Source organism: Sphingomonas sp. PAMC 26617, from assembly GCF_000242835.1.
In the GTDB taxonomy this organism is placed as follows: domain Bacteria; phylum Pseudomonadota; class Alphaproteobacteria; order Sphingomonadales; family Sphingomonadaceae; genus Sphingomonas.
Map to the genome: position 1 here is coordinate 841,867 of NZ_JH594425.1, position 21,149 is coordinate 863,015.

A 21,149-nucleotide genomic window follows, 5' to 3' on the forward strand; every position below is an offset into this window, starting at 1 on the left:
GTTTGGGCGTTCCCGCGGGTGTTTTTCGGGGTCTGGACAGCCAGGCGGCAAGCCCGGTATCGGCACGCGCATGAGCATTACCGCAACGATCATGAACACGGCCACCGGCCAGCCCATCCAGAAAATGGTTTTCGGCCGGATGCCCAAGCCGTGGGTGTCCTTCAATCTCGAGACCGGCGAGCTCGTCACCGCCGACCGCGTCGAAGTCGGCAAGCCTGCGCCGGGCAAGTTCGCGGTGCCGGTCGCGGTGTGGGTCACGCCCAAGGGCTGATTCGCGCACCGGTCATGGCATCGGGACGCATCTCGCGGTAAGGGCCGGCGATGTTGCGCATTACCGAACTGGCCCTTCCGCTCCATCATCCCGATGAGGCGCTCCCCGCTGCGATCTGCAAGCGGCTCAAGATCACCCCGCGCGACCTGATCCGCTTCAAGATCGCGCGCCGTGCGCATGATGCGCGCGACAAGCTGGCGATCCTGCTGGTCTATTCGCTCGACGTCGCGGTGAAGAACGAAGCGACCGTGCTCGCCAAGTTCCGCAAGGACCGCAACGTCGGCACCACCCCCGACACGCGCTACAAATTCACCGCACAGGCCCCCGCCGTGCAGAGCGAGATTCGCCCGGTCGTGATCGGCGCGGGGCCGTGCGGGCTGTTTGCCGGGCTGATCCTCGCGCAGATGGGGTTCCGCCCGATCATCCTCGATCGCGGCAAGGTCGTGCGCGAGCGGACCAAGGACACCTGGGGGCTGTGGCGCAAGAGCGTGCTCAACCCCGAATCGAACGTCCAGTTCGGCGAGGGGGGTGCCGGCACCTTTTCCGACGGCAAGCTCTACAGCCGGATCAAGGATGCGCGGCATCTCGATCGCAAAGTGCTGACCGAGTTCGTCAAGGCGGGCGCCCCCGAGGAGATCCTGACCGAAGCGCATCCGCACATCGGCACGTTCCGGCTCGTCACGATGGTCGAGAGCATGCGCGCAAGCGTCGAGGCGCTCGGCGGCGAATATCGCTTCCAGCAGCGCGTCGAGGGGATCGACATCGAGACGCGCGGCGACGGCAGCCGCCACGTGCGCGGGCTCCACATCCACGACGGCAGCTATCTGCGCGCGGATCATGTCGTGCTCGCGATCGGGCACAGCGCGCGCGATACCTTCGCGATGCTCCACGAGGCTGGGGTCTATGTCGAGGCCAAGCCCTTCTCGCTCGGGGTGCGGATCGAGCATCCGCAATCGTGGATCGACACCGCGCGCTTCGGGCCGAGTGCTGGCAACCCGATCCTCGGCGCGGCGGATTACAGCCTGTCGCACCACTGCAAGAACGGGCGGACGGTCTACAGCTTCTGCATGTGCCCGGGCGGCACCGTCGTCGCCGCGACCTCGGAGGAAGGGCGCGTCGCGACCAACGGCATGAGCCAATATTCGCGCAACGAGCGCAACGCCAATTCGGGGCTGGTCGTCGGCATCGACCCCGAGCGCGACTATCCGGGCGATCCGCTCGCGGGGATCGCGTTCCAGCGGCACTGGGAATCGCTCGCCTATGTCGCGGGAGGATCGAGCTACAAGGCCCCCGCGCAGCGATTGGGCGACCTGCTCGAGGGCAAGCCGTCTTCCGCGCTGGGGCAAGTCGTCCCGTCCTATCGCCCCGGCGTGACGATGGGCGACCTGTCCGAATGCCTCCCCGAATTCGCGATCACCGCGATGCGCGAGGCGCTCCCGGTGTTCGGGCGGCAGATCCCGGGGTACGACCATCCCGACGTGCTGCTGACCGGGGTCGAGACGCGCACCTCCTCGCCGGTCCGCTTCAAGCGCGGCGACGATCTGCAAAGCCTCAACACGCGCGGGCTGTATCCGGCGGGCGAGGGGGCAGGCTATGCGGGCGGGATCCTGTCGGCGGCGGTCGACGGGATCAAGATCGCCGAAGCGGTCGCCGCGAGCCTGACGCAGACCGCGGTGCCGCTGCCAGAGTGAACCGATCGCGTCCTCTTATGTTGTGCACTGCAACATCGATGGAGATTACGCATGGCCAGTGCGGCAAAGCCTTTCACCGCCGAACGTGCGATCCTGCTCCTCGGCTGGATCGCGACCGCGACCGCGGTGATGATGTACGTCTCGTACCTCTCGCAGATCCAGCTCAACCTCGCCGGGCACAAGGGCTCGGTGATTCAGCCGCTCGCGACCGCGGTCAACTGCACCTTGTGGGTTGCCTACGGGTTGCTCAAGCCGCAGCGCGACTGGCCGGTCGCGCTGGCGAATGCGCCCGGTGTCGTGCTCGGCGCGATCACCTTCGCGACGGCGTTATGACCCCGCGACCGCCCCGGGCACGGCGGCGGTTATTTGCGCGGTAGAAGCTGCCACACCTTGATCCGCCCGGTCGGATGCGCCGTGCCGTCGAGCCGGACCGCGCGTATGATCGAGACCGGGCGGCGCAGCGTCTCGCCCTTCATCGGCCCCTCGCCGCCCTGGCTGGTCGGCATCGCGAGAATCCGGCGGACGACGTCCATCCCTGCGACGACTCGCCCGAACACCGCGTAACCGGGCGAGCCCGGACGCGCGTCCATGTTGGGGAACGGTCCCGACATCAGCGAGAAATTGGCGGTCCCGGAATCAAGCGCGTCGTAGCGCGCCATCGAGATCACGCCGTCGACATGCCGCAGCCCGGTCCTGCTGGTCGGTTCGAGCGGCAGCGTGCCGAGCCGGCGGCGCGCATCGGTCCCGATCCCGCCCTCGATAAAGCCGAGTCCGGGCTTGCCCGGCCGCCGCGAGGCGCGGAAGAAGGCGGTGCCGTCGAGCCGCTGGTCATCGACATAGGCGAGGAAGTTGGTCGCGGTCCGGGGCGCATGCCGCGTATCGAGCGCGACCGTGATCGGCCCGGCCGATGTCTCCAGCCGCACCCGCACCAGCGGCGGTTCGGCAGGTGCCGCCCCCGTAAGCAGCGCAAGCGCCATCAGTCCCAGTAAACGCCGCATGCAGTGCTTCTCCGATCACCCGTCCCGTCCCCTAGGGGCAGTCGCGTCGGAACGGAACATTTCCCCGGCAAACGGGACCCGTGGCATGCCGAGCCGAGCCGGCGGCGGCGCGAACGCGTGGCGGCGTCGGTTGCGCAAAGGCGGTCGCGCCGGAGCAGCCGCCACCTTCTCCCCCGATTGCGACCGGCGGGCATGCGGCGCGTCTATAACGGTCCAACGCCTGGCCGATGGGAGAAGCGCGTGCCGCCAGTTGCCGCCGTATCGTTCCTGTCCGCTCCGACCGCAACGCCGCTCGCCGCGGAGCCCGTGGGGGGCGACGGGTTTCAGGCCGCCCTCGCCGCAACCACAACCGAAAGCCCCGTCGCGAGCGGGTTGGCCGGGATCGTACCGGCACCAGCACCCACCCCGAACACGGCTGGGCCAGTTGCAGCCGCGCCCGCCCTTCCCGCCGACACCTCATCGATCCGTCTTGGGCCAGACTCCCGTCACTCCACGTCGACGCCGATGCCATCCGATACGGTCGTGGCGCAGCCCGCGGCGGACGGCGCGATGCCCGTGCAAGCTGCGGGTGCCGGTCCGCAGCTCGCGAAGGCCCCGCCCCGTCCAGATGCCACGACAGCGCCGGCGGGCCTCCCGAGCGACGTCGGCGCGATGTTCCCCCCGGGGTCGGCGGACGCGGTCGCGCGTCTCGCCGCGACACCGCCAGCACCGACGCGAACGCTCGCCAGGATCCCGACCCGTTTCGCGACGCCTGACAAGGCGGTCTCGGCAGGGGACCCAACCGTGATTCAAGCGGCGGGGGTGCCCGCCGGTTCTCCGGTCGCTTCTACCGTGCCGCCGGTCATGCCGGCGGGGGTCGTCGCGACTCAGGCACCGATCGCAACCAGCCAGTTGAGCGCCACGGCTTCTTCCGAAGCGCCCGCGACCAATGGCGTCGGGTCCGCGAAGGTGGCATCAACCACCGCGAACGGGCCGAGCCTTGGCGAAACGTCGACGCCCCCCGCGACGGCTGCGGCAGACGCCTCGGCGACACCCGGGCCGGTCCTTCCGGCACCGCTCCCGGATGAAACGCGGCATGCGGTCGAAACGCCGTTACCCAATGCCGCGCTGCCGCCCGCACCGCTCCTGTCCCAGCAGCCCGCTACCGCCGTCCGCGCCGTTCCCGCCGGGCACCGCGCGATCGATGCGGGATCGGCGCGCGCGGCGATGATCGGGCGGGATGTCGGGCTCGCGATCGCGCGCCACGTCGATCGCGGCGGTGCGAGCACCGTCACGATCCGGCTCGACCCGGTCGAACTGGGGCGGGTCGAGGTGCGGCTCCAGATCGATCCGGCGGGCAAGCTCCTCGCCGCGATCGCCGCGGATCAGCCGGCCGCGCTCGACCTGTTGCGCCGCGACTCCGCGATGCTCGCGCAAACCCTGTCGCAGGCCGGGGTCCAGGCCGACGTCGGCAGCTTCAGCTTCGATACGCGCTCGGGCGGCGGCGGGCGGGGCGGGGCATTTCCGGCACCCGCCCGCAGCCCGGTCGACACCGCGGACGATCCCCCATCCGGACCGCAAACCGCCAAGCCCGGCACGTTGCACGCCAGCGGCCGCATCAATCTCGTTGCCTGAGGACCACCCGCATGACCTCGATCACCGCCCCCGCCACGGCCACTTCCGCCGTCGCTCCGGCGTCCGCCACGTCCGGCGCGCTGGCGAAACTGAGCAACGACTCGAACACCTTCCTCAAGCTGCTGACGACGCAGATGCAGAACCAGGATCCGCTCAAGCCGATGGATACCTCCGAATACACGCAGCAGCTCGTCCAATTCTCGCAGGTCGAGCAGTCGATCCAGCAGAACCAGTCGCTGAAGGACATCCTCGCGAAACTGTCGTCCAACGACCTGTCGAACGCCGCCGCGCTGATCGGCAAGACCGCCAGCTTCGACAGCAGCATCGCCGGACTTCAGCCGACCGGTGGCAGCAGTTGGCGCTACATGCTCGACCGCCCCGCGCAGTCGCTCGTCGCGACCGTCAGCGACGCCGCGGGCAACACGGTCACGACACGTGCGGTCGATCCGGCCGGCGGCAGGTTCGACTGGGACGGGACCGACGATCAGGGCAATCGCGCTGCTCCCGGAACGTACACGCTGTCGCTTGCCGCGGTCGATGCGGGCGGATCGACCGTTCCCGCCAAGATCGCCGCGCAGGGCATGGTCGCCGAAGTCTCGGTCGATCAAGGGCAACTGACATTGCTGGCAAACGGACAAAGATATGGCGCCGCAAGCTTGCTTCAGCTCGGGAGCACTATGGCGAACCAGTAGCAATCCGTATATTAATGCTTATTTGCCAAAGTGTGAGAATTACTACCGACGCCGTTTCGTGAAATTGATAATCGCGAGAAACTGTCGTACACTCTCAACTATAGCTATGTAGCGCTTATATTTGCCAATAGGTGCTCCATAAACATCAAAGATACACCTGCAATATTTTCATTACCTTCAAACCGGATGAAATATTTCTGCAGGCAATTGAAAATACCGTCGTTTTTGGGCGCTTCACCAAGAATATGATTACTGGCTGGTGGGGCACGGGCCTTTTTGCAAAAGCCAAAATGGTTTCAACGATCATCCCAATTAACGACATAACGTATTGGTATGGGGTATAGTGTTTAAACAATAAATTAACGAGACAGATCATAGGCAGAGGCCTGCTTGGGGTATAAGCAATGCCGTTCTCTCGAACCATCCCGACAAATGATCAGCCGCTGGTCGTCGCCAAGATCCTGCACTTCCGTAGGCAGGCTCCGTGGATGTACGCCTTGCTGTCGATCAACGCGGCTGCGCTTGCTTACAGCCACATCGGCTACGCCCCGCGGATTCTTACGCATGCTATCCCGGCGATGCTGGTCCTGCTTGCGCTCTGGCGGGTCATTGCCTGGGTTCTTCCTCCGAGTGCGGCCATGCTGACGGAAGCGGGCGCGGCGCGGAAAATCCGCCAGACCACAGTGCTCGGCGCTTTCTTCGCGATCGCCTTCGTTACCTGGGCCTTGTGTCTTGCGCGCTATGGCGGGCCGTACCAACAGGGGCACGTCGTCGTCTTCATCGGGACGACGGTGCTGGGTTGCCTGTTTTGCCTGACTCACCTGCCCGCCGCGGCAACCGCGGTCGGGGTGCTCGTGAACGTCCCCTTCCTCCTGTACTCCGCGCTCAACGGCAACACCGTCTTCACCGCGGTCGCGCTCAACATCGCGCTCGTCACGGCGGTTTTTCTGATCGTGCTGAGAGACGCGCACCAGATCTTCGAAAACCTGGTGGCGTCGCGCAATGCGCTGGTCGTGGAACGCCAGCAGGCGCAACGGCCGAGCGACGAGAATCGCGCGCTTGCGCACACCGATTCGCTGACCGGCCTGCCCAACCGCCGCTATTTCTTCGGCGCGCTCGAAACGCTGCTGGCGTCGCGCCAGGGTGCCGCGTCACCCGTGCCGCCGGCACCGTTTTGCGTCGGCGTGCTCGATCTCGACCGGTTCAAGGCGATCAACGACACCTATGGCCATGTCTGCGGCGATCGCCTGCTCGGCGCGATCGGCGCGCGGCTCGCCGCCGATACGCACGCGCCGATGACCGTCGCGCGACTTGGCGGGGACGAATTCGGCGTCCTGTACGACGGCCCCCCGGAGCAGGCCGAGCCTGCGATCCGCCACCTGTGCGAATCGATCCACCGCCCGATCGCGATCGACGGGCTGGAGGTCACACTCGGCTGCTCGGCCGGGATCGCGGTCTATCCCGAGGCGGGAACCACCGCGCATGCGCTGTTCGACCGGTCGGATTATGCGCTGTACCACGTCAAGGCGCACCAGCGCGGCGGCTGCGCGGTGTTCTCGCACGAACAGGAGGCGCTGATCCGGGTCGAGCAGCGCGTCGAGGCGGCACTTCAGGTCGCCTGTCTCGAACGCGAGCTCGAAGTCCATTTCCAGCCGATCTTCGATACGCGGACGATGACGGTGAGCAGCGTCGAGGCACTGGCGCGGTGGAAGTCGCCGGTGCTAGGCGAAGTCCCGCCCGAAACGCTGATCGCCGCGGCGGAACGGCTCGGGATCATCAACGCGGTCACGCTGACGCTGTTCGCGCGTGCGCTCGAAAGCCTGGCGGTGTTGCCCGACCCGATCTCGCTGTCGTTCAACCTGTCCGCGCAGGACCTGATGTCGCGTACGACGATGCGCGAGATCGTCCGGATGATCCTGGCGACCAACATCTCGCCCAAGCGGATCATCTTCGAAGTCACCGAAACCTCGCTCGTCACCGACATGGCGACCGCGCGCGAGGCGCTCGAGCGCGTGCGCAGCGTGGGCGTGCGGACCGCGCTCGACGATTTCGGGACGGGCTATTCCAGCCTCGGGTCGCTCCAGGAACTGCCGCTCGACATCCTCAAGATCGACCGCACCTTCGTCAACGGCATGGCGACGGGTACCGGGCGCAGCATGGTCGCGGCGATCCGCAACCTCGCGCAATCGCTGTCGCTCGATTGCACGATGGAAGGGATCGAGACCGAGAGCCAGTTGATCGAGGTCTCGCTGGCCGGCTATCGCTACGCCCAGGGGTATCTGCTCGGCCGCCCGATGCCGATCGACGCGCTGCTGATGACGCTGCGCGACCATCATGTGCAACTGCCCGATCCCGCCCCGCGGAGCCTGAGCGCGGTTCGGATCGGCTGACCCGTCGCGGTGCGCATTACGTAGAGACGTCCGCGCCCATCGCCGTCATCCCCACCCGCATGCCACGGAACCGATCGTCGGCAGCGTGGATCATGCCGGGCCGTGCGCGACCCGCAAGGGGAGACCGGACGTGCCGTTCAAGACCATGATGGTGCATGTCGCCGCGAGCGACGGCAATGCCGCGCTGCTCGCGCTCACCGCAGCGCTGGCCGCGCAACAGGACGCCCGCGTCATCGGTATCGCGGCGTGCGAGCCCGTGCAGATCGGCTACGTCGACGGCGATTTCACAGGCGCGCTCGCGGTGGCCGAGCAGCAGATCGTCGATGATACGCTGACGACCGCAGGGATCGAGTTTCGCGCCTGCGCGGCGCTGCAGCCCTACGTCCTGGAATGGCGCGCGATCGCGACGCTCGAACCGATCGCGCATGTTGTCGCGACCGCGGCACGTTGTGCCGATCTCGTCATCACGGGACTGTCGAGCAGCGCGCTCGACACGTCGCGCCGTGCCGATACCGGCGAACTGGTGATCCACGCGGGCCGCCCGGTGCTGGTGATCCCGCCGCGCGCGGTATCCGCTGCGTTCGAGACGGTGCTGGTGGCGTGGAACGACACGCCCGAATGTCGTCGCGCGACCAGCGATGCGCTGCCATTCCTGGCGCGCGCGGACCGCGTGATCCTGGCAGGAGTCGGCAGCGATCTAGACGCAGCGCGCGCGCAGATCACCGACGTGGTCGCGTGGCTGCACCGGCATGGGATCGACGCCGACATCATCGTCACGCACGCGCCTTCGGGCAACGCCCAGGCGCTCGCCAGGATTGCCGAGGACCATGCGGTCGACCTGATCGTCGCCGGTGCCTATGGGCACAACCGCCTTTCCGAATGGGCGTTCGGCGGCGTGACGCGCGCGCTGTTGCTCGAGGGAAACCATTGTGCGCTGCTCGCGCACTGAGCGGAAGGCGTCCCGATGAACCGACGGCAGCTGCTGATCGGCGGCAGTGCGGCGGCGGTGGCGGTCGGTGGTGCGACCTGGGCCGGGGTGGATCGCCTGGGGTCGATGACTCGCTACGACGCCGCGGTGGCGGAATCGCGCGCGGCGCTCTCGGCCAACCCCGGGTTCGCCGAACTCGTGCGGTTCGCGACGCTCGCCCCCAACGGGCACAATACGCAACCCTGGCGCTTCCGCATCACGCCCGGCGGCATCGGCATCCTCCCCGATTTCACGCGGCGCACGCCCGTTGTCGATCCGGACGATCATCACCTCTGGGTCAGCCTGGGCTGCGCGGCGGAGAACCTCGCGCTCGCGGCGGCGGCGACCGGTCATGTCGGCGAACCGCGATACGCGGTCGCCGAGACCGGGGCGATCGAACTTGCGCTGCGGCCCGGTCGCGCCGTCGACAGCGCGCTGTTCGCCGCGATCCCGCAGCGCCAGTCGACCCGCGGCGACTATGACGGCAGCCCGCTCGAGACGGCCGACCTCCACCGGCTCGCGGCGGCGGCCGAAGTGCCGGGGGTCGAGACGGTCCTGATCACCGACCGCGCCGCGATCACGCGTGTCCGCGATCTCGTGATCGTGGGCAACAGCGCGCAGATGGGCGACGCGGCGTTCGTGCGCGAACTGAAGCTGTGGCTGCGGTTCAACCCGCACGATGCGCTGAGGGCGCGCGACGGGCTGTTCAGCGTTGCGAGCGGGAGCCCGGCGGTGCCGTCGTTCGCGGGGCCGTGGCTGTTCGACCGGATGATGACCGCCACGTCGGAACATGCGCGGTATGCCCGCCAGCTCGATACGTCGAGCGGCGTCGCGGTGTTCGTCGGCGCGGCGGCGACCCCGGACCATTGGGTTGCGGTCGGGCGCGCGTGCCAGCGCTTCGCGTTGCAGGCGACCGTGCTCGGGCTCAAATGCGCGTTCGTCAACCAGCCGGTCGAGGTGGCGGGTCTTCGCCCCGAGCTCGCGGCGCTGGTGGGAATGGCGGGGCAGCGGCCTGATCTGGTGCTGCGGTTCGGGCGCGGCGCGGCGTTGCCCTATTCGGCGCGGCGGCCGGTTGCGGCGGTGCTGGCATAAGCGGGGCGCGCCGGCCGCCGGTCCGGCTTAGCCAAGCAGCGCGGCGACATGCCGCGCGATCTGCGCATTCTCCTGCGACGGCAAGACCCGCATCGGCACGTCGCCTGCCCAGCGCAACGCGCCGAGGATGGCATCGCGGACGAGCGCGTCATGCTCGCCGATCCCCCCGGTAAAGACGATCAGGTCCGCACCGCCCAGCGTCACCAGCATCCCCGCGATCTGCTTGGCGACCGAGCGGCAGAAGATACGGATCGCGAGCGCAGCCGCGGGCGCATCGGCGGCATGCAATACGCGCAGGTCCGCCGAAAGCCCGGACAGCCCGAGCAACCCCGAGTGCCGGTCGACCAGCGTTTCGACCGCGTCCGCGTCCATCCCGTGTTCGCGCATCAGGTACAGCAACACCCCGGGATCGATGTCCCCGGTGCGTGTCCCCATCACGACCCCGCCTGCCGGGGTCAGCCCCATGCTGGTATCGACCGACCGCCCGCCGTCCACCGCGGTGACGCTCGCGCCATTGCCGAGGTGCGCGATGATCAGCCGGTCTGGCACCGCCTCGCCCAATTGCGCGAGGATCGATTCGCACGACAGGCCGTGGAACCCGTAGCGCCGCACCCCGTCGGCGCGGAACGCGGCAGGGATCGGCAGGGTCGTGGCGATCTCGGGCATGTCGGCGTGAAAGCCGGTATCGAAACACGCCACCTGCACCGCGTCCGGAAAGCGCGCCTGCGCCAGCGTGATCATCGCGAGCGCGGCGGGGCCGTGGAGTGGCGCGAACGCCGCCGCGTGGCGCAATTGCGCGATTACGGCGGGATCGATCACCACCGGCGCGAACAGCGCCGCCCCGCCGTGGACGATCCGGTGGCCGATCGCATCGGGCACGATCGCGCCGATCGTCTCGAACAGCGCGGTGTCCGCGCCGGCATGCTCGACGTCGCCCGAGGCGGTCTCGCGTACCGCGTTGCCCTCCTGGACATAGACCCCGTATTTGACCGAGGACGACCCGCCGTTGAGCGTCAGGATCGTGTGCGTCACCGCGACCAGCGCCAGTCGCGGATCTCGGGCAGGTCTTCGCCATGCTCGGCGATGTAGAGCTTGTGGCGCTCCATCGTCGCCCAATAGCGCTGTGTCTCGCCCTCGACCCGGTCGCGCAACCGCGGAATCCGGACGATCGCGTCAAGCGCGAGCCGGAAGCGGTCGAGGTCGTTGAGCACGACCATGTCGAACGGGGTGGTGGTGGTGCCTTCCTCCTTGAACCCGCGGACATGGAAATTGGTGTGGTTGGGCTGGCGATACGCGAGCCGGTGGATCAGCGCGGGATAGCCGTGGAACGCGAAGATCACTGGGACGTCGGCAGTGAACAGCGCGGTAAAGGCGCGGTCGTCGAGACCGTGCGGATGCTCCGATTGCGGCTGGAGCACCATCAGGTCGACCACGTTGACCACCCGGATACGAATGTCGGGGATATAGTCCCGGAGCAACTGCACCGCCGCGAGCGTCTCGAGCGTCGGCACGTCGCCCGCGCACGCCATCACCACATCGGGCACCGCGTCGGGGTCGCTCGCCCACTCCCAGATCCCCGCCCCCGCGGTGCAATGCCGCACCGCCGCGTCGATCCCGAGCCATTGCGCCTCGGGCTGCTTCCCCGCGACGATCACGTTCACATACTGGCGGCTGCGCAGGCAGTGATCCGCGACCGACAACAGGCAGTTCGCATCGGGCGGCAGATAGATCCGCGCGACGCTCGCGGTCTTGTTCGCGACATGGTCGAGGAAGCCGGGGTCCTGGTGCGACAGGCCATTATGGTCCTGCCGCCAGACATGCGAGGTCAGCAGGTAATTGAGCGAGGCGATTGGCCGCCGCCACGCGATCCGTGACGAGACCTTGAGCCATTTGGCATGCTGGTTGACCATTGAATCGACGATGTGGACGAACGCCTCGTAGCAACTGAACAGCCCGTGCCGCCCGGTCAGCAGATACCCCTCGAGCCACCCCTGGCAGAGATGCTCGCTCAGCACCTCCATCACCCGCCCGTCGCGGTCGAGATTGGTGTCGACCGGCTCGATCTCCGCCATCCACGCCTTGCCCGACACCTCATAGACCGCCTGCAACCGGTTCGACGCGGTCTCGTCCGGGCCGAAAAGGCGGAAGTTGGTCGACGTCAGGTTGAGCGCCATTACGTCGCGCAGATACCCGCCGAGCACCGCGGTCGCCGCCGCGGTCACCGCGCCCGGCGCGGGCACCGCGACCGCGGACGCGCGGAAATCGGGAAGCGCGAGCGGAACGAGCAGCTCGCCGCCATTGGCGTGCGGGTTCGACCCCATCCGGCGATGCCCGGTCGGCGCGAGCGAGGCGTACTCCTCGCGGAACTTGCCGTTCGCGTCGAACAGTTCGTGCGCGTCATAACTTTGCAGCCACGTGTCGAGCTGGACGAGATGCTCCGGGTTCTTGAAGTCGGCGATCGGCACCTGATGCGCGCGCCAGGTTCCCTCGACCGGCTTGCCGTCGACCTCCTTCGGCCCGGTCCAGCCCTTGGCCGTCTTGAGCACGATCATCGGCCAGCGCGAACGCCCGGCATCGTCCGCCCCGCTGCGCGCGACCTGCTGGATCTCCGCGATCCGGGTCATCACCGTATCGAGCGTTGCCGCGAGCAACTGGTGGACCGTCTCGGGGTCGTCGCCCTCGACGAACCACGGTTCATGGCCATAGCCGCGTAGCAGGTCGGTCAGCTCGTCCCGCCCGATCCGTGCGAGCACGGTCGGGTTGGCGATCTTGAAGCCGTTGAGATGGAGGATCGGCAGCACCGCGCCATCGCGCGCCGGGTTGAGGAACTTGTTGCTGTGCCAGCTCGTCGCCAGCGCGCCCGTCTCCGCCTCGCCGTCGCCGACGACGCAGGCGACAACCAGGTCCGGATTATCGAACGCCGCACCATAGGCATGCGCGAGCGAATAGCCGAGCTCGCCGCCTTCGTGGATCGACCCCGGCGTCTCGGGCGCGACATGGCTCGGGATGCCGCCGGGCCAGGAAAATTGGCGGAACAACCGGTCCATCCCGCCGCGGCTCCGCTCGATCGCGGGATAGCGCTCGGTGTACGAGCCCTCGAGATAGGTGTTGGCGACGATCCCGGGGCCGCCGTGTCCGGGGCCGACGATCAGGATCATGTCGAGATCGCGCTCCACGATCACGCGGTTGAGATGGACGTAGAGCAGGTTGAGCCCCGGCGTCGTCCCCCAATGCCCGAGCAGCCGGGTCTTGACGTCGGCAAGCGTAAGCGGGGTATCGAGCAACGGGTTCGCGCGCAGGTAGATCTGCCCGACCGACAGATAGTTCGCGGCGCGCCAATAGCCGTGCATCCGGCGCAGGAGATCGGGCGACAACGGCGCATCGGCCGACGGGACCGGAGCGATGGGATCGGTCATGCGGGTTCCTGTCGATGGCTGTCCCGATGCCATGCGCGCTTCCGCGACCCGGCGTCACTTGAGGAAAGTACGTAGCCGCCGCGCGCATTCCCTTCGCGCGCGGCCTGCCCTAGGGACTGGAGATGCCCGCGCAATTCCCCTGGCAATTCGGCTCCGTGCTGCCGTGGCTCGACCTGTTCGGGATCGCCGTCTTCGCGATCACCGGCGCGCTCGCCGCGATCCGGCACCGCCAGACGCTCGTCACCGCGACCTTCTTCGCGCTCATCACCGGGACCGGCGGCGGATCGGTGCGCGACCTGCTGATCGGCGCGCCGGTGTTCTGGGTGCACGACCGGTTGGTCGCGGGGACCTGCCTCGCGGTCGCGGTGCTGGTGTGGACGACGCCGCAACGCTGGTGGAAGGGTACCGCGCTCGACTGGCTCGATGCGGTGGGTCTGGCGGCTTATGCCGTGTTCGGCGCGGCCAAAGCGCTCGCGTTCGGCATTCCACCGGTGCCTGCCGCCTTGATGGGCGTGGTAACCGCGTGCGTCGGCGGAATCATCCGCGACGTCCTCGCGGGCGAACCGTCGATCCTGATGCGGCCGGAATTGTATGTGACGGCGGCGGCGTTGGCGGCGGGATCATATGTGGTGCTGGTGACGCTCGGGGTCTCCCCCAACCTCGCCGCGCCCGTCGCGGCGGCGTGCGGCTTCGCGCTGCGGGCCGCGGCGATCCAGTTCAAACTGGCATTGCCCGCCTACGGCAAGGCCCGCGAATAAACCCCGATCGTCGGCGGCGTTGCGCAAGGGAACCCTCGTAACCGGCCGCGCGCTTACCTATTTCCCTATCTGGCGCTTCCATCAGAACAGAAGTAGAACTCGCTCTTATGCTGACTCATATTTCCGTGCGCGGCGCGCGCGAGCACAATCTCAAGGACGTGTCGGTCGATATCCCGCGCGATACGCTGACGGTCATCACCGGCCTGTCGGGGAGCGGCAAGTCGAGCCTCGCGTTCGACACGATCTACGCCGAGGGCCAGCGCCGCTACGTCGAGTCGCTCAGCGCCTATGCCCGCCAGTTCCTCGAACTGATGCAGAAGCCCGACGTCGATCATATCGAGGGCCTCTCGCCTGCGATCAGCATCGAGCAGAAGACCACCAGCCGTAACCCGCGCTCGACCGTCGCGACCGTCACCGAAATCTATGATTACATGCGCCTGCTGTGGGCGCGCGTCGGCATCCCCTACTCCCCCGCGACCGGCGAGCCGATCGCCGCGCAGACCGTCAGCCAGATGGTCGACCGCGTGATGGCGCTCCCCGAGGGCACGCGGCTGTACCTGCTCGCGCCGGTCGTGCGCGGGCGCAAGGGCGAGTATAAGAAGGAGCTGCTCGAATGGCAGAAGGCGGGCTTCACCCGCGTCCGCATCGACGGCGAGATTTACGAGATCGACGAAGCCCCCGCGATCGACAAGAAGTTCAAGCATGACCTAGAGGTCGTCGTCGACCGCCTCGTCATCGGTCCCGACATTGCGACGCGTCTTGCCGAAAGCTTCGAGGCCGCGCTGAAGCTCGCCGACGGGCTCGCTTATGTCGACCCCGCCGATCCGGTCGAGGTCCATACCCCCAAGCAGGAAGTGCTCGGCGACAATGCGCCCCCCGGCCGCATCGTGTTCAGCGAGAAGTTCGCCTGCCCGATCTCGGGCTTCACCATCGCCGAGATCGAACCGCGGCTGTTCTCGTTCAACGCCCCCCAGGGCGCCTGCCCGGCGTGCGACGGGCTCGGCGAGAAACTGCTGTTCGACGAAGATCTCGTCGTCCCCAACCATGCGCTCAGCATCAAGAAGGGCGCGGTCGTGCCGTGGGCCAAGTCCAACCCGCCCAGCCCCTATTACATGCAGGTCCTCGGCAGCCTCGCGCGCGAATTCGACTTCAGCCTCGAAACCCCATGGGAAGACCTGCCGGACGAGGCGCAGCGCACGATCCTGCACGGCACCAAAGGCAAGCCCGTCACGCTGACCTTCATCGACGGCAAGAAGTCGTACGACGTCAAGAAGCCGTTCGAAGGCGTGATCGGCAACCTCAACCGCCGCATGCTCTCGACCGAGAGCGCGTGGATGCGCGAGGAACTCAACAAGTACCAGAGCGCCGCCCCGTGCGAGGTCTGCCACGGCGGCCGCCTCAAGCCCGAGGCCCTCGCGGTCAAGATCGGGATGCGCGACATCTCGAGCGTCACGCGCCTCTCGGTCGTCGATGCGCTCAAATGGTTCGAGCAAGTCCCCGCCTCGCTCAGCGACCAGCAACGCGCAATCGCCGAGCGGATCCTCAAGGAAATCCTCGAACGCCTCGGCTTCCTCAACAACGTCGGGCTCGATTATCTCAACCTCGATCGCACCTCGGGCACGCTGTCGGGCGGCGAATCGCAGCGCATCCGGCTCGCGTCGCAGATCGGCAGCGGGCTGTCGGGCGTGCTCTACGTGCTCGACGAGCCATCGATCGGGCTCCACCAGCGCGACAACGACATGCTGCTCAAGACGTTGCGCCGCCTGCGCGATCTCGGCAACACCGTGCTGGTGGTCGAGCATGACGAGGATGCGATCCGCACCGCGGATTACGTCATCGACATGGGGCCGGGCGCGGGCGTGCGCGGCGGGCATATCGTCGCGCAAGGCACGTTCGAGGAAGTCCTCGCCAACGAGAACAGCATCACCGCCGATTATCTGTCAGGCCGGCGGGAGGTCGCGGTGCCCAAGACGCGGCGCAAGGGCAATGGCAAGAAGATCACCGTCCACAACGCCACCGCCAACAATCTGAAGGGCGTCACCGCAAGCCTCCCGCTCGGCACTTTCACCTGCATCACCGGGGTCAGCGGCAGCGGCAAGTCGAGCTTCACGATCGACACGCTGTTCGCCGCCGCGTCGCGCACCTTGAACGGCGCGCGGATCGTCCAGGGCAAGCACGACAAGATCACCGGCCTGCAATATCTCGACAAGGTCATCGACATCGACCAGTCGCCGATCGGCCGCACCCCGCGCTCCAACCCCGCGACCTATACCGGCAGCTTCACCCAGATCCGCGACTGGTTCGCCGGGCTCCCGGAATCGCTCGCGCGCGGCTACAAGCCCGGGCGGTTCAGCTTCAACGTCAAGGGCGGGCGCTGCGAGGCGTGCCAGGGCGACGGGCTGCTCAAGATCGAGATGCACTTCCTCCCCGACGTCTATGTGACGTGCGACGTGTGCCACGGCGAACGCTACAATCGCGAGACGCTCGAGGTGAAGTTCAAGGGCAAGAGCATCGCCGACGTGCTCGACATGACGGTCGAGGATGCGGTCGACTTCTTCAAGGCGGTCCCGCCGATCCGCGACAAGATGGCGATGCTCGAGGAAGTGGGCCTCGGCTACGTCAAGGTCGGCCAGCAGGCCACGACGCTCTCGGGCGGCGAAGCGCAGCGCGTCAAGCTCGCCAAGGAACTGTCGCGCCGCGCGACCGGGCAGACGCTGTACATCCTCGACGAGCCGACGACGGGGCTGCATTTCGAGGACGTGCGCAAGCTGCTCGAAGTGCTCCATCAATTGGTCGAGCAGGGGAATACGGTGGTCGTGATCGAGCACAATCTGGATGTGATCAAGACCGCGGACTGGGTGCTGGATCTTGGGCCTGAGGGCGGTGTGAAGGGCGGAGAGATCGTCGCGCAGGGGACGCCGGAGGTTGTGGCTAAGGCCAAGGGGAGCTTTACGGGGAAGTATTTGGCGCCTTTGTTGACGTCCAAGAAATAAGGATATCGCGACTTAACGCTAGGCGTTAAGTCGCGTGTTGCCTTTTACGGAGGATTGGCTTACAATTCCGTATGGATGTGAGCTTCGCAGATGAACGACTGGGCTTGATCGAAACGCATCGAGCAGCGGAAACTCATCTGCCTTACGCTGTAATCAGTACGGCACGCGCTCGTTTAAGCATCCTCCGAGCGTCTCCCGATCTCGCTACGTTGCGCAGTTGGCGGAGCTTCGGTCTCTCTCCCACCGCAGAATTGCCTGGCATGCATACCGTGCGGATCAACGAAAAATGGCACATGAAAATTAAATTTGAAAATGACGATCGCCCTCGCTCGGTCGTTCTAGAAGTTGCCGAGTACAACGCAGGGGATGCGGCATGAACTCCGACAAGATGGTAGAACTCAGCCCCCCCGGTAATTTCATCAAGGAAGAACTGGCATGCCGAGGATGGTCGCAGCGCGATTTGGCATTTATCTTGGGTCAGACTGAACAGCAACTTAACCCTCTAATGTCTGGCAAGCGTACAATTACTGCCGACATGGCAAGATTGTTGGGATCGGCCTTTGGAGTCGACCCTCAACTATTTGCTAATCTGCAATCACACTATGACATTAGTCGGGCGAAGGACCCAGATCCCGGGGTCAAAACTCGTGCAGTTTTGCAGGGAAAGTTTCCCATTCGCGAAATGATTCGACGTGGCTGGATCGCTGAATCCGAAGGTTCGCTGCTTGAACTTCAGGTTTCACGGTTTTTTGAAGGTAGCAATGACAATGACCACGAAAGTTCAGTGGCGTTTGCAGCAAAGAGGACACACTACGTAGAAAACACACCCAGTCAAATCGCGTGGGTTTACAGAGTTCGGCAAATTGCCAGGCTCATCGATGCTCCACGTTACGATATGGCTAAACTACAGGCGCTGCTTCCTCGTCTTCGAGCTCTGATGATTTACCCGGAGGCGGCACCTGAAGCAACCACCTTGCTACGTAGTGCCGGCGTTAGAGTTGTGATTGTCGAGTCTCTTCCGGGATCGAAGATAGATGGAGTCTGTACTTGGATCGCAGACGATCAGCCTGTCGTGGGGCTATCTACGCTTCATGATAGGTTCGATAATTTTTGGTTCGTTTTGCGTCACGAAATTGAGCATGTTTTACAGGGCCATGGTAAAAATTCAATTGGCATGATCGATAACATGGCCGATCAAAGTTCTTCGAGTGATGAAGAACTGATGGCCAACAGTGCTGCAGCTGATTTTGGCATACCTATCCAAAAGATGGATTCTTTTTATGCTCGCAAAGCTCCCTACTTCTCGGAGAAGGATGTCTTGGGTTTTGCAACCGTTAACAACGTACATCCCGCAATTGCAGTTGGCCAACTTCAAAAACGCATGGGTAGATACGACTATCTGAGAAAGTATCAGGTTCCTGTGAGAAAGTACCTGTTATCGGATGTTATGTCTGACGGCTGGGGAATTGTTCCAGAGGTTCATCTTTAGGAGGTCATTATGGCAAATTTCAAAGAACAGATGCTTGAAATATTTCGAAACTATACTGAAGAAGTCGGTTCAGAACCCGTATCGCTTGATGCGGTCGCTGAATGGGCCGTTGCGAGAAGTCTGTTTTTTCCAGCGCCCCGGAGTGTAGTAAAATTGTGCCGCGAGGCTCTTGCCGACAGTCTTCGAGAAGAGAAGCGTGTCGATAGTGAGGGACGAACCTACCGGGCCAATCATTCTGTTCGTGAAAGCGTGGGCGGCGTTCAGCTTACCCTTTGGGCCGACATAGATACTGCTCCACGTATCTTTATGGAGAAGTCCTTCGCACAGCGTAGAAAAGCGATAGCGAATGACTGTTTCCAGGCAAAGCAGGACGTTGATCATTTCAACGCAGAACGCGGTGGAATCAAGCCAATCCAAATGATTCTAGATTTCACTGATGACGTCGCTGAGTTGGAAGCTAGCCGAGATGCGAGCGATAAGGCTGCCTGAACCAGATTGCAGTCTTAACAAACTGAGCGGACAGCGGCAAAAGCGGCGAAATCCATACCGGTGACATACCCCGTAATACGGTCGATATTGTCGATAATATCGCGCAACCGAAGCGCCTCGCGCTCAGTAGACAAGCACCCGGTCCCGGTCGATCTCGGCCTGCATCCGCGCCGAGCGCGCAGGCTCGAGGACCAGATCGACCTTCGCATCGAGCATCCGCGACACCTGCTCGCCCAGCGCAGAAAAGCGAAACAGGTCGATCCCCGCCGCCGCATCCAGCGTCACCGCCAGATCGACATCGGACGCCTCGGACGCCTCGCCCCGCGCCACCGACCCGAACAGCGAGACATGCTGCAACCCCAGGGCGGTCAGCCCGGCCTCGTTGCGCTTCACCCGGCTGATGATCGTCGCGCGGTTCATGGCTGGTTCGCCGGGTAAGACAGCGCGGCGCGTACGTCTGCCTCGACCAGATAGGGGAAGTCCTCGAGGATCTCCGTCGTGCCCGCGCCACCCGCGAGCATTTCGAGCACATCGGTCACGCGCACCCGGGTTCCCGCAATGGTGGGTCGCCCGCCGCAAAGGGCAGAGTCCACGATGATACGGGGAAAGCCGGGTAGCTTCATGCACAGAGGGTGCGACCATAACGCCGGACGGTCAAGATCGCCGACGACCCTTCCCCGCTACAGCGATCGTGCGCCCCCACTGTCCTACACGCCCCCGAAAGCCTAAGCTCCCGCCCGCTCTTTGACACCACCGCACCCCAAGGTTTCGCCCGACCCACCGGGCGATCCGCACCCCGCGCCCGCCCGACGCCTACCCTTCCGAAGCGCCCGCCGCCCCCGTCGCCAGCAGCGACCGCCGCCGCGAATAGCCGAAGTACAGCGCCGCCGCCCCGCCCAGCCACACCGCGAACAGCAGATACGTGTCCTTCGGCAACCCCGCGATCAGGTACAGGCAGAAGGCGGCGCTCGCGATCGGCAGAACAGGGTAGAAGGGCACGCGGTAGCCGCGCGGCAGGTCCGGGCGGCTGCGGCGGAGCAGGATCACGCCGATCGACACCGAGGCGAAGGCGATCAGCGTCCCCATGCTCGTCAGATTGACCAGCACGTCGAGCGGCACCAACGCCGCGAGCAGCGCGACCCCGCCCGCGACCACCCAGGTGTTCTGCCGCGGCACCTGCCGCACCGGGTCGACCCGGCGGAAGAAGGCGGGGAGCAGCCCGTCGCGGCTCATCGCATACAGAATCCGCGTCTGGCCGTAGAGCACCACCAATGTCACGCTGAAGATCGACGCGATCGCACCGAGCGACAGCGCGAGCGCGGGCCACGCCGCTCCGGTCAGATTGTGGAGGATCACCGCGAGCCCCGCTTCCTGGCCCTTGAACGCGGTCCACGGCTGCGCGCCGACCGCGGCGACCGCGACGAGGATATAGGCGGCGGTGACGATCAGCAGCGACAGGATGATCGCGAGCGGCAGGTTGCGGCGCGGATTGTCGACCTCCTCGCCCGCGGTCGAGACCGCGTCGATCCCGATGTAGGAGAAAAAGATCGACGACGCCGCCGAGCCGATCCCGATCAGCCCCTTGGGCGCGAACGGGTGGAGATTAGCGGTGTTGAAATGCGCGAAAGCGACGCAGACGAACAGCAAAAGGACGGCAAGCTTGAGCAGAACCAGCACCGCATTGACGCTGGTCGACTCCTTTGCGCCGCGCAGCAGCAGCGTCAGGCACAGCCCGACCAGCACGACCGCGGGCAGATTGACCACCCCGCCCGCCCCCGGCGGCCGCGCGATCGCATCGGGAATGCGCCAGCCGGTGGTGAGGCTCAGCGCCTCGTTGAGATACTGCCCCCACCCCACCGCAATCGCCGAGGCCGACACACCATACTCGAGCAACAGGCACGCGCCGATCAGGAAGGCGGCCAATTCTCCCATGGTTGCATAGGCATAAGAGTAAGACGACCCCGCCACCGGCACCGCCGACGCCAGCTCGGCATAGCAAAGCGCGGTCAGCGCGGCGGTGATCCCGGCGATCACGAACGACACGCTCACCGCCGGCCCCGCCTCGGGCACCGCGGTCGTCAGCGCGACGAAGATCCCCGTCCCGATCGTCGCGCCGACGCCCAGCATGGTCAGCTGAAACAGCCCGAACTTGCGCCCCAGGCCGTGGCCATGCCCTTCTCCGGCCACGACGAAGTCGGCGACGGGCTTGCAGCGGAACAGCGTCGTCCACAGGGTCGGTCTGGTCGTCAAGGCGGCGGTCCTTCCTGGCCGGGTTCGTAGGCCCAAGCC

At 65.7% G+C, this 21,149-nt stretch carries 19 protein-coding genes; 13 read left to right on the forward strand and 6 right to left on the reverse strand.

Annotation, left to right across the window (positions count from 1 at the left end):
• Positions 1-70 precede the first annotated feature (70 nt).
• The 3 genes from RH91_RS03485 to RH91_RS03495 are packed head-to-tail and all read left to right on the forward strand — an operon-like array spanning position 71 to position 2,295.
• The gene (locus tag RH91_RS03485; protein ID WP_010214848.1) at positions 71-271 is read left to right on the forward strand and encodes a hypothetical protein; all 201 of its coding nucleotides are present in this window, start codon (positions 71-73) and stop codon (positions 269-271) included.
• 50 nt (positions 272-321) lie between these two features.
• On the forward strand, positions 322-1,962 hold the full coding sequence (locus tag RH91_RS03490) for an NAD(P)/FAD-dependent oxidoreductase (protein ID WP_010161149.1): 1,641 nt from the start codon (positions 322-324) through the stop codon (positions 1,960-1,962).
• Positions 1,963-2,013: 51 nt separating this feature from the next.
• The gene (locus RH91_RS03495; protein WP_010161150.1) at positions 2,014-2,295 is read left to right on the forward strand and encodes a SemiSWEET family transporter; all 282 of its coding nucleotides are present in this window, start codon (positions 2,014-2,016) and stop codon (positions 2,293-2,295) included.
• Between the two features lie 29 nt (positions 2,296-2,324).
• On the opposite strand, the gene RH91_RS03500 is transcribed toward RH91_RS03495, so the two are convergent.
• Complete coding sequence (locus RH91_RS03500) at positions 2,325-2,939, reverse strand: peptidylprolyl isomerase (protein WP_010161151.1); 615 nt, start codon at positions 2,937-2,939, stop codon at positions 2,325-2,327.
• Positions 2,940-3,464: 525 nt separating this feature from the next.
• Between RH91_RS03500 and RH91_RS03510 the strand changes: the two genes are divergently transcribed.
• From RH91_RS03510 to RH91_RS03530, 5 genes are all read left to right on the forward strand, one after another.
• On the forward strand, positions 3,465-4,574 hold the full coding sequence (locus RH91_RS03510; RefSeq protein WP_010161152.1) for a flagellar hook-length control protein FliK: 1,110 nt from the start codon (positions 3,465-3,467) through the stop codon (positions 4,572-4,574).
• 11 nt (positions 4,575-4,585) lie between these two features.
• Positions 4,586-5,266: a flagellar hook assembly protein FlgD gene (locus RH91_RS03515; RefSeq protein ID WP_010161153.1), complete on the forward strand. Its 681-nt coding sequence runs from the start codon at positions 4,586-4,588 to the stop codon at positions 5,264-5,266.
• Positions 5,267-5,670: 404 nt separating this feature from the next.
• Complete coding sequence (locus RH91_RS03520) at positions 5,671-7,656, forward strand: putative bifunctional diguanylate cyclase/phosphodiesterase (RefSeq protein WP_029623574.1); 1,986 nt, start codon at positions 5,671-5,673, stop codon at positions 7,654-7,656.
• A 130-nt stretch (positions 7,657-7,786) separates the two neighbouring features.
• Positions 7,787-8,605 carry a universal stress protein gene (locus tag RH91_RS03525; RefSeq protein ID WP_232283401.1) on the forward strand — a complete coding sequence of 273 codons (819 nt, stop codon included), beginning with the start codon at positions 7,787-7,789 and terminating at the stop codon, positions 8,603-8,605.
• Positions 8,606-8,620: 15 nt separating this feature from the next.
• Positions 8,621-9,715, forward strand: a complete 1,095-nt coding sequence (locus RH91_RS03530; protein WP_010161156.1) for an Acg family FMN-binding oxidoreductase — start codon at positions 8,621-8,623, stop codon at positions 9,713-9,715.
• Positions 9,716-9,742: 27 nt separating this feature from the next.
• On the opposite strand, the gene RH91_RS03535 is transcribed toward RH91_RS03530, so the two are convergent.
• Both RH91_RS03535 and RH91_RS03540 read right to left on the reverse strand, forming a co-directional pair.
• Positions 9,743-10,747, reverse strand: a complete 1,005-nt coding sequence (locus RH91_RS03535) for an acetate/propionate family kinase (RefSeq protein ID WP_010161157.1) — start codon at positions 10,745-10,747, stop codon at positions 9,743-9,745.
• Positions 10,744-13,131, reverse strand: coding sequence for a phosphoketolase family protein (locus RH91_RS03540; protein WP_010161158.1), 2,388 nt, complete (start codon positions 13,129-13,131; stop codon positions 10,744-10,746). Before RH91_RS03540 ends, RH91_RS03535 begins: the two co-directional genes overlap by 4 nt.
• Positions 13,132-13,253: 122 nt before the next feature.
• Here RH91_RS03540 and RH91_RS03545 point away from each other — a divergent pair, with 122 nt between their 5' ends.
• The 5 genes from RH91_RS03545 (at position 13,254) to RH91_RS22185 (ending at position 18,860) form a co-directional block, all read left to right on the forward strand.
• The gene (locus RH91_RS03545; RefSeq protein ID WP_010161159.1) at positions 13,254-13,889 is read left to right on the forward strand and encodes a trimeric intracellular cation channel family protein; all 636 of its coding nucleotides are present in this window, start codon (positions 13,254-13,256) and stop codon (positions 13,887-13,889) included.
• Between the two features lie 107 nt (positions 13,890-13,996).
• Complete coding sequence (gene uvrA / locus RH91_RS03550) at positions 13,997-16,882, forward strand: excinuclease ABC subunit UvrA (RefSeq protein ID WP_010161160.1); 2,886 nt, start codon at positions 13,997-13,999, stop codon at positions 16,880-16,882.
• A 77-nt stretch (positions 16,883-16,959) separates the two neighbouring features.
• A complete protein-coding gene (locus tag RH91_RS22180; RefSeq protein ID WP_157136837.1) occupies positions 16,960-17,259 on the forward strand; it encodes a hypothetical protein in 300 nt (99 codons plus the stop codon).
• On the forward strand, positions 17,256-18,371 hold the full coding sequence (locus RH91_RS21395) for an XRE family transcriptional regulator (RefSeq protein WP_010161161.1): 1,116 nt from the start codon (positions 17,256-17,258) through the stop codon (positions 18,369-18,371). Before RH91_RS22180 ends, RH91_RS21395 begins: the two co-directional genes overlap by 4 nt.
• 9 nt (positions 18,372-18,380) lie before the next feature.
• A complete protein-coding gene (locus RH91_RS22185; RefSeq protein WP_157136838.1) occupies positions 18,381-18,860 on the forward strand; it encodes a hypothetical protein in 480 nt (159 codons plus the stop codon).
• Between the two features lie 123 nt (positions 18,861-18,983).
• Here the strand turns inward: RH91_RS22185 and RH91_RS03560 are convergent, their stop codons facing one another.
• From RH91_RS03560 to RH91_RS03570, 3 genes are all read right to left on the reverse strand, one after another.
• On the reverse strand, positions 18,984-19,280 hold the full coding sequence (locus tag RH91_RS03560) for a nucleotidyltransferase family protein (protein WP_010161163.1): 297 nt from the start codon (positions 19,278-19,280) through the stop codon (positions 18,984-18,986).
• Positions 19,277-19,483 carry a DUF433 domain-containing protein gene (locus tag RH91_RS23435; RefSeq protein ID WP_037478505.1) on the reverse strand — a complete coding sequence of 69 codons (207 nt, stop codon included), beginning with the start codon at positions 19,481-19,483 and terminating at the stop codon, positions 19,277-19,279. The genes RH91_RS03560 and RH91_RS23435 overlap by 4 nt, the downstream gene beginning before the upstream one ends.
• A 190-nt stretch (positions 19,484-19,673) precedes the next feature.
• The gene (locus tag RH91_RS03570; protein ID WP_010161166.1) at positions 19,674-21,110 is read right to left on the reverse strand and encodes an APC family permease; all 1,437 of its coding nucleotides are present in this window, start codon (positions 21,108-21,110) and stop codon (positions 19,674-19,676) included.
• Between the last annotated feature and the right edge of the window lie 39 nt (positions 21,111-21,149).

Excerpts from the sequence above, each read along its gene's own strand:
- RH91_RS03485 (WP_010214848.1), top strand. The coding sequence starts at position 71 with ATGAGCATTACCGCAACGATCATGAACACGGCCACCGGCCAGCCCATC.
- RH91_RS23435 (WP_037478505.1), bottom strand. The coding sequence starts at position 19,483 with ATGAAGCTACCCGGCTTTCCCCGTATCATCGTGGACTCTGCCCTTTGC.
- RH91_RS22185 (WP_157136838.1), top strand. The coding sequence starts at position 18,381 with ATGGCAAATTTCAAAGAACAGATGCTTGAAATATTTCGAAACTATACT.
- RH91_RS03495 (WP_010161150.1), top strand. The coding sequence starts at position 2,014 with ATGGCCAGTGCGGCAAAGCCTTTCACCGCCGAACGTGCGATCCTGCTC.
- RH91_RS03515 (WP_010161153.1), top strand. The coding sequence starts at position 4,586 with ATGACCTCGATCACCGCCCCCGCCACGGCCACTTCCGCCGTCGCTCCG.
- RH91_RS21395 (WP_010161161.1), top strand. The coding sequence starts at position 17,256 with ATGAACTCCGACAAGATGGTAGAACTCAGCCCCCCCGGTAATTTCATC.
- RH91_RS03530 (WP_010161156.1), top strand. The coding sequence starts at position 8,621 with ATGAACCGACGGCAGCTGCTGATCGGCGGCAGTGCGGCGGCGGTGGCG.
- RH91_RS03490 (WP_010161149.1), top strand. The coding sequence starts at position 322 with ATGTTGCGCATTACCGAACTGGCCCTTCCGCTCCATCATCCCGATGAG.
- RH91_RS03545 (WP_010161159.1), top strand. The coding sequence starts at position 13,254 with ATGCCCGCGCAATTCCCCTGGCAATTCGGCTCCGTGCTGCCGTGGCTC.
- RH91_RS03560 (WP_010161163.1), bottom strand. The coding sequence starts at position 19,280 with ATGAACCGCGCGACGATCATCAGCCGGGTGAAGCGCAACGAGGCCGGG.
- uvrA (WP_010161160.1), top strand. The coding sequence starts at position 13,997 with ATGCTGACTCATATTTCCGTGCGCGGCGCGCGCGAGCACAATCTCAAG.
- RH91_RS03500 (WP_010161151.1), bottom strand. The coding sequence starts at position 2,939 with ATGGCGCTTGCGCTGCTTACGGGGGCGGCACCTGCCGAACCGCCGCTG.
- RH91_RS03540 (WP_010161158.1), bottom strand. The coding sequence starts at position 13,131 with ATGACCGATCCCATCGCTCCGGTCCCGTCGGCCGATGCGCCGTTGTCG.
- RH91_RS03510 (WP_010161152.1), top strand. The coding sequence starts at position 3,465 with ATGCCATCCGATACGGTCGTGGCGCAGCCCGCGGCGGACGGCGCGATG.
- RH91_RS03520 (WP_029623574.1), top strand. The coding sequence starts at position 5,671 with ATGCCGTTCTCTCGAACCATCCCGACAAATGATCAGCCGCTGGTCGTC.